The sequence below is a fragment of the Microbacterium sp. SORGH_AS_0421 genome (genome assembly GCF_030818635.1).
In the GTDB taxonomy this organism is placed as follows: Bacteria; Actinomycetota; Actinomycetes; order Actinomycetales; family Microbacteriaceae; genus Microbacterium.
Map to the genome: position 1 here is coordinate 79,510 of NZ_JAUTAO010000001.1, position 10,895 is coordinate 90,404.

7 protein-coding genes and 1 tRNA gene are annotated in these 10,895 nt (G+C 68.6%); 5 read left to right on the forward strand and 3 right to left on the reverse strand.

Features of this window, described 5'->3' with window-relative positions; genetic code table 11:
• Positions 1 to 136 precede the first annotated feature (136 nt).
• The gene (locus tag QE416_RS00425) at positions 137 to 808 is read left to right on the forward strand and encodes a fasciclin domain-containing protein (RefSeq protein WP_210073724.1); all 672 of its coding nucleotides are present in this window, start codon (positions 137 to 139) and stop codon (positions 806 to 808) included.
• Positions 809 to 925: 117 nt separating this feature from the next.
• On the opposite strand, the gene QE416_RS00430 is transcribed toward QE416_RS00425, so the two are convergent.
• The gene (locus QE416_RS00430; RefSeq protein ID WP_307312760.1) at positions 926 to 1,975 is read right to left on the reverse strand and encodes an iron-siderophore ABC transporter substrate-binding protein; all 1,050 of its coding nucleotides are present in this window, start codon (positions 1,973 to 1,975) and stop codon (positions 926 to 928) included.
• Between the two features lie 23 nt (positions 1,976 to 1,998).
• Between QE416_RS00430 and QE416_RS00435 the strand changes: the two genes are divergently transcribed.
• The 4 genes from QE416_RS00435 to QE416_RS00450 all read left to right on the forward strand — a co-directional run bounded on the left by QE416_RS00435 (position 1,999) and on the right by QE416_RS00450 (position 5,622).
• The gene (locus QE416_RS00435) at positions 1,999 to 3,051 is read left to right on the forward strand and encodes an iron ABC transporter permease (RefSeq protein ID WP_307312761.1); all 1,053 of its coding nucleotides are present in this window, start codon (positions 1,999 to 2,001) and stop codon (positions 3,049 to 3,051) included.
• Positions 3,018 to 4,064 (forward strand): iron chelate uptake ABC transporter family permease subunit, encoded by a 1,047-nt coding sequence (locus QE416_RS00440; RefSeq protein WP_307312762.1) that lies wholly within the window; start codon positions 3,018 to 3,020, stop codon positions 4,062 to 4,064. Before QE416_RS00435 ends, QE416_RS00440 begins: the two co-directional genes overlap by 34 nt.
• Positions 4,065 to 4,103: 39 nt before the next feature.
• Positions 4,104 to 4,179 (forward strand) — tRNA-Lys (locus QE416_RS00445).
• Positions 4,180 to 5,196: 1,017 nt separating this feature from the next.
• Positions 5,197 to 5,622, forward strand: coding sequence for a hypothetical protein (locus QE416_RS00450; protein WP_307312763.1), 426 nt, complete (start codon positions 5,197 to 5,199; stop codon positions 5,620 to 5,622).
• 392 nt (positions 5,623 to 6,014) lie between these two features.
• Here the strand turns inward: QE416_RS00450 and QE416_RS00455 are convergent, their stop codons facing one another.
• Entirely contained in the window at positions 6,015 to 6,380 is a 366-nt protein-coding gene (locus tag QE416_RS00455; RefSeq protein WP_307312764.1) for a DUF5684 domain-containing protein, read from the reverse strand.
• Between the two features lie 148 nt (positions 6,381 to 6,528).
• Positions 6,529 to 10,602: a LamG-like jellyroll fold domain-containing protein gene (locus QE416_RS00460; RefSeq protein ID WP_307312765.1), complete on the reverse strand. Its 4,074-nt coding sequence runs from the start codon at positions 10,600 to 10,602 to the stop codon at positions 6,529 to 6,531.
• Between the last annotated feature and the right edge of the window lie 293 nt (positions 10,603 to 10,895).

The following is a 10,895-nucleotide window of genomic DNA, read 5'->3' on the forward strand; positions in this document are numbered from 1 at the left end:
ATTCGCAACATTTCGCAATCCGATCGCGAGGGGGTCCCGAAGACCCTGTGTAAGCCGCTCCACGGCGAACCGCCCCTCGCACCGGGGTGTCCCTGACGGGTCGCAGACGCGATCCGGATGATTTCGGAGGAATGTCATGCTCACCAACAAGAAGCCCGTTGTCGCTGGTCTCGCCCTCGTTCTGGGTTCGGCCTTCGCTCTCACCGCATGTTCGGGCGGCACCACCTCGGGTGGCTCGACCACCGAAGAGAGCTCGATGCCCTCGATGTCGGCATCGCCGTCGATGTCGTCCAGCGCCATGGACCCCGCCGCGAACCTGGTCGGCCCCGGTTGCGCCGACTACGCCGCCGCCGTTCCCTCGGGCTCGGGCTCGGTTGCCGGTATGGCCGCTGACCCGGTGGCCACCGCCGCCTCGAACAACCCGCTGCTGAAGACGCTCACCGCGGCCGTCAGCGGCCAGCTCAACCCCGACGTGAACCTCGTCGACACGCTGAACGGCTCGGAGTTCACCGTCTTCGCCCCGGTCGACGACGCGTTCGCCAAGATCCCGGCCGCGACCATCGACGGACTCAAGACCGACTCCGCCACGCTGACCAAGATCCTCACGTACCACGTGATCCCCGGCCAGCTCACCCCCAGCGAGATCGATGGCACGCACGCCACGGTCGAGGGCCAGGACGTCACCGTCGCCGGCTCGGGTGACGCCATCACCGTCAACGGCTCGACCAACGTCATCTGCGGTGGCGTCCAGACGGCCAACGCCACCGTGTACCTCATCGACTCGGTGCTGATGCCCCCCACCATGTAATTCCCGGACGCGCGTTCATCCGCGCTTCCGAGCGGTCGATGATCGACCGACCCTGACGGCGAGCGCCGGACCCCAGGCGAGGGGGTCCGGCGCTCGCTTTCGTGTCTGCGGGGTTCGTCAGTCCCCGACGGTCCGGATGATCTCCTCCTGGACGAGACGCGCGGCGATCGGCCCGGCGTTCATGAACCACGGGTCGAAGTCGACGGTGACCGTTCGCTTGTCCGCCACCGCGCCGAGGGTCGGCCAGAGCGGGGCACTCTCGATGAAGCTCCGCCCCTGCCCGGTTCCGCCGTAGTAGACGCGGTCCGCATCGGCCAGGTCGATCTGCTCGGCGCTGATCTCCTGCGACGTCTCGTCGAACTGCTGCGACGCCGGGCGCCCCAGGTCGAGATCCTGGGCGATACCTCCCGCGAACGACGGCAGTCCCATGATGCGGGTGCGGTCACCGGTCGATTGCAGGAACGACACCGTGGGCTCGCCGGCGGGATGCGTCTGGGCGAAGGCAGCGCTCTCGCCCTGCAGGTCGTCCAGCACTCCGCGCGCGGTCCCCTCGTCCCCGAGGGCGTCGGCGATGAGGAGGAAGTCGCTCTTCCAATTGACGCCGTTGCCCTTGGTCACGACGGTCGGTGCGATGGCGGAGAGGGCGTCGTAGAGCTGCGCGCCCCGGGTCGAGTTGATCAGGATGAGGTCGGGGGCGGCCTGTGCGATCGCCTCGAGGTCGGGCTCGGTGCGTTCGCCGATATCGGCCATGGCATCGAGCGCCGCCGCCTTGTCGGGAAGCGCCTCACGGAGGTATTGCGGCACGAGGCCGCTGTTCTCGGCGCGGGTCGCGGCGACGGGCACCTGCCCGAGGGAGAGCAGCGCGTCGAGCTGCCCCGTGGAGACGACCGCGATGCGCTGGGGTTCGGCCGCGATCTTCGTCGTTCCCGCGAAGTGGGTCACCTCACGGGGGAAGACGCCATCCGCCTCGGGCGAGCCCATCCCGGGTTCGAGGTCTCGCGAGACGATCCACTGCCCGGTGGAGCCCGCCTCGGCATCCACGGTCGAGGGCCCCGTCGCGGGGCCGGCGCACCCGGCCAGGGCCAGGGCGGTCGCGACGACCCCGGTGGCGAGCAGATGTCGGGGACGAAAACGGGCACGGTGGGACGAGAAACGAAAGAGAGTCACGGGGTTAGGTTATCCTTACCCGCATGCTCGACGTCCACCCGTCCGTCGCCCCGGGCGTGGTTCTCCCGGGACGCCGACGACGCTCCTCGCGTGCTCGAGCTCTCTCGATCACCCTCGCCGTCGGTGGCATCCTGTGTCTTCTGATCCTCGCGAGCTTCGCGGTGGGGTCGCGTGCTCTCGCGCCCTCCGAGGTGTGGTCCGCCCTTCTCACGGATCGACGGGATGCCGTGGGCGTCATCGTCTACGAGCTGCGCCTGCCCCGCACACTCACCGCGATCTTCGCCGGGGCCTGCCTCGGCGTCGCGGGAGTGCTCATGCGGGCCGCCACACGAAACCCCCTCGCCGACCCGGGCCTGCTCGGTGTGAACGCGGGGGCTGCTCTGGGGGTGGTCGTCGCCATCGGGTTCTTCGGCGTCGCGACGGCGAGCGGGTACGTCTGGTTCGCGTTCGCCGGTGCGGCGGGAGCGTCCTTGCTCGTCCACCTGGCGGCCCGTGGGGACCGCCGTGACGACGCGATCGGCCTCGTTCTCGCGGGCGTCGCGCTCAGCGCCTGTCTCGGCGCCGTCGTCCGGATCATCACCTTGGTCGACGATGACACCTTCGAGTCGTTCCGTTTCTGGGCGGTCGGCTCGTTCGAGCGGCGCGATCCCGACGTGGCCGCGCAACTCCTCCCGTTCGCGGTGGCGGGCGTCGTTCTGGCCCTTCTCGTCTCACGCGGCCTCGATCAGCTGCAGCTCGGAAGCGACCTGGCCCGCTCACTCGGTGTCTCTCCGGCGCTCATCATGCTCGGCGCCGGCGCCGCGATCACCCTGCTCTGCGCCGCCGCGACCTCGGCTGCCGGCCCCCTCGCCTTCATCGGGCTGCTCGTGGCGCACGCCGTGCGCGGGGCGGTCGGCGGATCCGTGCGCGTCTCACTCCCCCTCGCGGCCGTCACGGGCGCCGCTCTCACCCTCGCGAGCGATGTGCTCGGCCGTGTCATCGCTCTTCCCGGCGAGGTCGAGGCGGGGATCGTTGCCGCCTTCCTCGGTGCCCCACTGTTGTTGTGGCTCATCCTGCGAAGGACGAAGACGCCGTGAGCCTGGGAACGCCCCTGCGCACGCCCGCTCGATCACGGAGGCGTCGCCGGTACGCCCTGGTCCTCGTCGCGACGCTGGTCGTAGCTTCGATCGCCGCCGTCGTGGGCCTCACGACGGGCTCCTTCCACGCGTCGCTGGAGCAAGTGGCATCCGCCCTCACCGGAGAGGGCGACGGACGCACCACCGTCGTGGTGGTGGGGCTGCGGGTGCCGCGAGTGCTCGCCGCCCTCGCGATCGGGGCCGCCCTCGGGCTCGCCGGCGCGGTGTTCCAGACCCTCGCCCGCAATCCGCTCGCGAGCCCCGACATCATCGGGTTCAGCGCCGGATCCGCCACGGGTGCGCTCGTCGGTCTCACACTCATCGCTCCGTCGGCGTCCCCCGCGGCCGGAGCGTGGATGGGCGGGCTGCTCACCATCGTGATCGTCATGGCCATCGCCCGCAGCGTCGGCGTCTCACGAGAGAGGACGATCCTCGCGGGAATCGCCCTGTCGACCCTGCTCTCGGCCGTCAACGACTATCTGCTCACCCGCGCTCCCCTCGAGATCGCGCGCAACGCGACGCAGTGGCTGCACGGGAGCCTGGCCGCGACCTCGGTCGACGACGTCGCGCTGTTGTTCGCCTCGACCGGCATCCTGTCGCTCGTGCTGCTCGCCGTATACCGCGACTTCCGCGCTCTCGAACTCGGCGACGACACCGCGATCGCACTCGGTGTGCGCACCCGCCGCGCGCGCCTGACGCTGATCGTGGTCGCCGCCCTTCTGACGGGGACGGCGACGGCCGTCGCCGGGCCCATCGGCTTCATCGCCCTGGCCGCACCGCAGCTCGCCCGGCGGGCCATGGGCTCGAGTGGGATCCCCCTGGTCGGCTCCGCTGTCACGGGCGCGGCGGTGCTGCTGGTCGCCGATGTGATCGCTCAGCGCGCTCTGGCCCCGCTGCAGATTCCCGTCGGGCTCCTCACCGCCGTCGTCGGCGGCGCGTATCTGTTCTGGATCGTGTCGCGTCGACGCCGGTGAGCACGAACGCCCCCTTGAGGCCGGTAGGCTTGTCGGCGAGGGCCTCTAGCTCAGTCGGTAGAGCATCGGACTTTTAATCCGCGGGTCGTGGGTTCGAGCCCCACGGGGCCCACCACGTCATCGTTACTCGAAAAATCGCCACGAGCGATGTCTGTGAGACTTGCCGCCTCCGAAGACACTTCCCATCAGAATTTCCGGTCTTAATTGATGGTTACCCGAGACGAACGCCCCGACATTCGCCCCACCGGGGGAATCGTCTTTCTGGTGATCGCAACGCTAGTTGGTCTCGTGTGCCCTTTCGCGTTCGGCGTGACGGGGCTCGATTGGACATTCTCTAAGCCGACTTCGGTCCTTGACGATTCGCCTCGATGGGACGCAGAGCGGCTGTGGCACGTCCAAGCGGGATTGACTTCGCTGGTGATGTAGCTGGCGCTTGCCACGATTTCTTTCTTCGTGTTGTTCCACGGTCGTACGCGCAAGCGACCATTGCTCGCAGGCGTTCTTGTGGCGATCAGCGCGGTGATCGTCCTCGGATCTACGGCGGTGGTGCTTTCTATCCCTCCTTCAGGGGAGCAACTCCCGCTTCCCCCCTGGAATCGCGCCTGAGCAGATGCGTGGAGCGGCTGAGGTGTCTTTCGTCCCGGCGCGAATCCATTCGCACTCGATGCTGAGCATCACGGGTCAGGTGCTTCGCACGACAGTCCAGCGGTCCGACGCTTGGTTGAGTTGCGCGTGGTCACGCTGCGAGCGACGAAAGCTCACCCCTTGCCGCAACCAGCAACCACTGCACCTTGCTCGGGCTAAAGCCATGCCGGCTACCAATGACCGCGAGCGTCTCCCCTGCTCGACACGACGCAACGATCTCGTCGTGGATGACCAAGGGGACGGCATCGGGATCCTCGCGGGTGAGCTCAAGACGCTTGATCAGGTTGTCGAGCGTCGCCCGATGGACACCGAGCTTCGTGGCTAGTCGGCGGTCGGCTCACCTCGCTCGTAGCCCTCGACGAACGCCATCTTCACGTCGGCGGTCAACTGCCGAGCCTTTCGAGGTACCAATCGCCGCGAATGCGGACGCCGATCAGGTCCCGCTGCTGGATTTCTCACCGGGTGCTCGCCGCCATATTCTGACGCGATGGCCGACCCCCTCGCCGACTTTCTCTCCGGCGACCCACAGCGCATCTGGCAGGCCTCGTGGGACATCATCGGGACGCGCGACAAGAACGTCCTGGAGCATCTCCGTCTCGCGCTTCCCGCGATCGAACGGGCTACAGCGACCATCGAACTCGGCGGGATGATCTCCCCGAACCGAGACGCCCTGGTCCACGCCCTCGACAAAGTGCAGAACTACCGCGCATGGAAGTGCTGGTGCGATGACTACCGGCGTCTCCTCGCCTTCGACCCGACGAGGGAAGAGGACCGCGGTCACGTGCGAATGCTCAGTCAGGATCGTTCGGGGTGGCCAGTGACCTACGAGTGCGAGTGCACCATCTGCGGAAGAGCATTCCGCGTCGACGAAGGCGAGCATCACGCGCGATGGTGGCAATGGACGCCGCGCTAGCTCCCACAGAGGGTCTCTCAGGGAAGTAGTCAGTTCACCCGCGACCAACGCCGCAGCGCCAGCCCCGCACCGACCGTTATGGCATGTGCAGCCTGATTGTTGCTTGATCATCCACTGACCCGGATTGGGCCTGAGTGTCGTAGGCCTCCTGAACGGGTATGGCGATGGCCCAGCGAGTCCATTCGCGGACGCTGGCCGTCGTGCCGTCGAAGGCGTTCCAGGTTGCATCCCCCACTTGTTCGGCCGGGGAACGTGGACGCGAGAGACACTCGGAGCGGTTGCTGAGCTGGAGAACTCGATCTCTACGCCGCGCTCGAGCAGGCGCAGGTATCGCAGGGTCAGCTCCTTCAGGTGCCCGCATTCGAACTCGTCGCGAAGCGTGTGGGGCAATCTCAGATGCGGGCGGGGTTATGGGTGTCGCGAGAGTAGCTGACGATGAAGTATCCGATCAGCGGGAAAAGCCAGAGCAGGAAAATCGAGAAGAGAGCGCCGTGGCCGAATGCTCGCCCCAGTCGTAGGGCGACGATGACGGCGAAGACGATGTTGACGATGGGGACCAGGTAGAGCAGCGTCCACCACGCGGACAGACCCGCGGCGCGGACGATGAAGAACGCGGCGACGACGGGAATCAGTGCCACCCATGCGGGCTGCCCGGCTTTCTTCAGGAGCGGCCAGACGGCAGCGACGAACAGGATGTACCCGATGACACCGCCGATTGCACCGCCGACGGTCGATCCGGAGTTATCCGTGGTTTGCATGTTTGCAAGAAGAGGCGCGGCCTCGAGAAAGGTAAGCATGGCGTGAGTCTAGGGACGAAGCTCCCCCGCGGTGGCGGAGGCACACGCACCGATTCAGCGTCAGCGGTCGTGGGCCCCCGCCCTGATGACGGGGCCCACGACCAAGCCATCAGCTCACCCGCGAGCGACGCCGCAGCACCACCAGCCCCGCGCCCGCCGCGATCAGCGCGAACGCGCCCAGGCCGAGGCCCCAGGACAGCTCGGCGCCGGTACGGGCGAGGGTTCCGGCAGCGACCACCTGCACGCCGAGGCGCGAGAGGGTGGAGCCGTCGGCGCGCGTGATCACCAGCGTGTGCGCGCCCGTCGCGAAGTCGGCGGGAACCGTGACGCGGAAGGTGACCGCGCCGCGAGCGTCCGCGGCCGGGATGCCGGTGATCGTCAACGGCTGGCTGTTGAGCACTGCGCTGATCTGCTCGCCCGCCGCGAGCCCCGTCACCGAGACCGTGAACGACCCACCCTGCTCGACACGCGTCGAGCTCGCCGTTGCCGTCGGGCCCGCGGACGGGGTCTGCGACGCCGAGGGCTGGCCGGGCGCGGAGGCGCTCGGCGAGGGAGAGACCGACGGGTCCGGCGAGGTCGACGGGTCGGGAGACGGCTCCGGCGAGGGAGTCACCTCGGTCACCAGGGTTCCCTTCGTGAACAGGGTGCCGACCTCGGTGGCATCCAGTGCCCGTCCGTAGACCCGGACCTCGTCGAGGTCGCCGCCGTAGAAGCTGTCCGCCCCGTACTGCGACTTGGCCAGCAGGCCGCCGATCCCGCCGGATGCCTCGAGATCGGAGGCGTCGAAGATCGTGGCGATCTCGGCGACCTTCGCGCCGTTGACGTACGTGGCCAGGGTCTTCTTGCCCGTGAGCACGAGGGTGACCTGCGCCCACGTACCGGTGGGCAGGGCCGCTGCGCCCGACTTGTTCTCGGTGAAGCCCGACTTGATCGCGGCGGCCACGCCCCCGCAGTCAGCGCTGGTGAAGAGGTAGTTGGTCGTGCTCGAGCCGAGCGACAGCGGCCACTCGCAGGGGGCCGCGCCATCCCACTTCATCCACGTCGACACCGTGAGATCACGCGTGCCGTCGGGCACCACGTCTCCCGCGATCGTCGCGTAGGCCGCGTTCGAGCCCGCGCGGCCGCCCGGGAACGACAGGGCAGAGTCCCCGGCCGCGTCCCGTGCGCCCGCCGCGATCGTGGCACCCGTGCCGCGGATCGTGGCGTCGTGCCCGCGTCCGGAGACGTCGGTCACGCGGGAGCCGTCGGTCGTGGCATCCGTTCCATCGAAGCTGTAGCGCAGCAGCAGATCGGCCTCGGCCTTCACCACCGTCAGCGTCAGCGTCGCCGTGCGACCGTCGGTCGTCTCGGCCGTGATGGTCGAGGTGCCGGCCGACACGGCGGTCACCTTCCCAGATACGTCGACCGAGGCCACCGCGGGGGCGCTCGAAGTCCAGGTCACCCTCTGGTCGGCGTTCGCGGGTGCCACCGCAGCGGTGAGCGACGTGATCGCCCCGACGGCGAGCGCACGCGAGTCGTAGCCGATCGAGAGAGAGGTGGATGCCACCGAGCCACCCACCGCGGTCACGGTGGCGATCGCCGGGGTCACGGAGCCGTCGTCGAGCGCTCCGCGGATCTGCACGCTGTCGCCCGGAGCCTTCAGGGCCGAAAGATCCTGCTGTTCCCACGTGACGCCGATGTCGATCGCGCCCGCGGAGCGGGCGGCCTTCACCGTCGCCGGCAGAGCCACCGAGGTGGTGCCGGGGGCCACGTCGAACGACAACGGCTCGACCGAGGTCACGAGCTGCTCGGGGTTGTACTTCGCGATGAGGCGGTCGCGCTCCTCGCGGGTGATGCCGAAGGCCACGCCGTGGCGCGGGGAGGGCGGCAGCGAGTACTTCGCGGGAACCTTCCAGTCGACCTTCCCGTCTTCCAGCGACTCGGTGTACAGGGGGATATACCCGACGCCGCCGTACCAGTCGACGAGCACGTAGTTGCGGTCACCGTTGATGTCGCCGGGGTTCGAGCGGAAGGCCGAGGGACCCTCGGTCTCGGGCAGGCCGGCGTTCGCCGAAAGGCAGGTGTCGAACTTCTTCCACTCCCCCGAGGTCGACGGGGCCCGCAGGTCGGTGCCCTTCTCGGCCACGATGTCGGGGCGGCAGGCGGTCTGCTCGGTGCCCTTCGTGAAGCGGTAGTACGTGCCGTCGCGCTCCATGATGGTCGTGTCGATGAGGCCGGCGTTGGTCTTGCGCAGCCCCTCGATGTCGCCCGACTTGATGTACGGAACGGCGGGCGTGAAGGTCACGAAGTCGCGCGTGGTGGACATGAGGATCTGCGGACCGTTGCCGTCCTCCTGCGTGTGCGCGTCATCGAGGAACAGGCGCGACGACCAGTACACGACGTAGGCGTCGATGGTCGGGTCGTAGTGCGCTTCGGGCGCCCAGGTCATGCCCGCGCTGGGAGGTGAGACCTCGATGTGACGCTGCTCGCCCCAATTGACGAGGTCGGTCGACTCCCAGATCTCGAGGTAGCGGCTGCCGTTGTCGGTCGGGAAGCCCTTGCGCGCGGCCGACAGGTCGGTGGCGAGGAGGAAGAACCGGTCGCCCTCTTTGGAGCGCAGCACGAACGGATCGCGCAGGCCCATGTCGCCCTGGGTGGATTCGAGGACGGGGTTGGCGTTGTTCAGCGTGCGCCAGTTGAGCGCGTCGTTTCCCTCGGAGACGGCGAAGCGGATCTTCTCGCCGTCGATCGTGTTGTCGCGGAAGTACACGAACATGTACGCCTCGTCGTCTTCGCGTGTGTGCTCGGACGCGGCGAGAACGGTGATCGGGAGCTGCACGGTCCTGGTCGCCTCACCCAGGCGCAGAGTCGCGGTGAGTGTCACCGCCGTGTCGCTGTCACCACGCGTGACGCGGCCCTTCTCCACGACGTCGGGCGAGACGCCCGAGTCGGTGTCGGTGACGACCGCGGTGTTCGAGGACGACCACGAGATCTCGACGTCACCGGCTTGCGCCGACGAGAACGTGCGCTTCAGATCTGCGCCCGTGTCGGGAAGAGTGATCGATCCGCGCACGTCACCGGAGAGCCCCGCCTGCGAGGGCAGGGCGTCGGCGACCTGGCGGACGGCCTCGTCCTGCTCCGTGGCCGACAGCGCGCGCACCGTCACCGCGATGGGGGAGGCGACGCGCGTCTGACCGCCGAGGGTGAGGGTGGGGGTGAGCTGCACGGTCGTGTCGCCGACGCTCGCGGAAGGACGCGTGACGGTGCCGTCGGCGGCCACCACGGCCGCGTCGCTCGTCGCCCACGAGACCGAAGAGCCAGCCTCGGTGCTGACCGGCAGCTGCAGATTCCGATCGACGCTCGAGGTGTCGCCGAGGGACACGGAGTCGGATGCCAGCACGGCGCGGTATCCGTCTGCTCCGACGGAGCGCATGTCGTCGGCCGACAGAGCGGTGTTCCAGATGCGGACGTCGTCGATCGCCCCGACGTAGTAGGGGTCGTCCCAGAACGAGCGCCCGAGATAGCCGCCCACGCCGTTCTGACCGAGTGCGGCGTCGATCGTCTGCGTGATGCCGGTGAGATCGGCATCCGCGCCGTCGAGCTGCCCGTTGACGTAGTAGGTGAGCCGCTGCCCGGGCTGGAAGACGAGGGTGACGTTCGCCCACTGCCCCACCGGCAGGGCCGATCCGCCGTTGCCGACGCGACGCTCGCCGGAACCGTCCGACACCGCCCCATAGGTGCCGTTGCAGCTCGTCGAGGCCAGGACGTTCTTCGTCGTCGAACGGCCGAGACCGAAAGCGAGCTGGCACGAGCCGTTGCCCGCGCCCTCCCACTTCGTCCAGAGGCTCACGGTCAGGGCTGTATCGGTGGAGGCGACGACGTCGTTCGGCAGCGTCACGTACGGGGCGACCGCATCGGCGTCGTTGCGACCGCCCGAGAGGCGGATGGCCTTGTCGTTCGCAGCGCCCGTGACGCCCGGAACGATCGTGATGCCGCCGTTCTGAACCACGCCGTCTGCGCGTGGCGACCGCGTGCCGGTGTCGGGGATCGCCGCCCCGGCGCCGAGGGTGCCGCTCAGGGTGTCGAAGGTGTAGTGCAGGCCGGGCTCGGGCACGGCCGCGGCCGAAGCCGCGGGGACCGTGACGAACGTCGACGCGGCGACCGCGGCGACGGCGGTGGCGGCGAGGAGACGGGGGACGCGCATGGGCAGGACGCTCCGTTCGGATGCGGGGACGGGCGGGCGATGCGGCGCCGTTCACCGAATACGAAAGGACAGCAGCTCTGCTGACTTTTCGAGTCGGCGCTGTGTTAGCGCTCACACTCAGAAGCACCGTACAAGGCGCTCGTGCGGCGGTCAAGCATCGATGAGGTCACGACGTGAAGGTTCACATGTGCCTTGCGCTTACCCGCGCTCATTGTTTAATGTCGGTCGCGACCCAGGCCGGAAACCGCATTACCGGCCCGGACCGCCACGACGACGTGCGGTCCGGTCGCCTC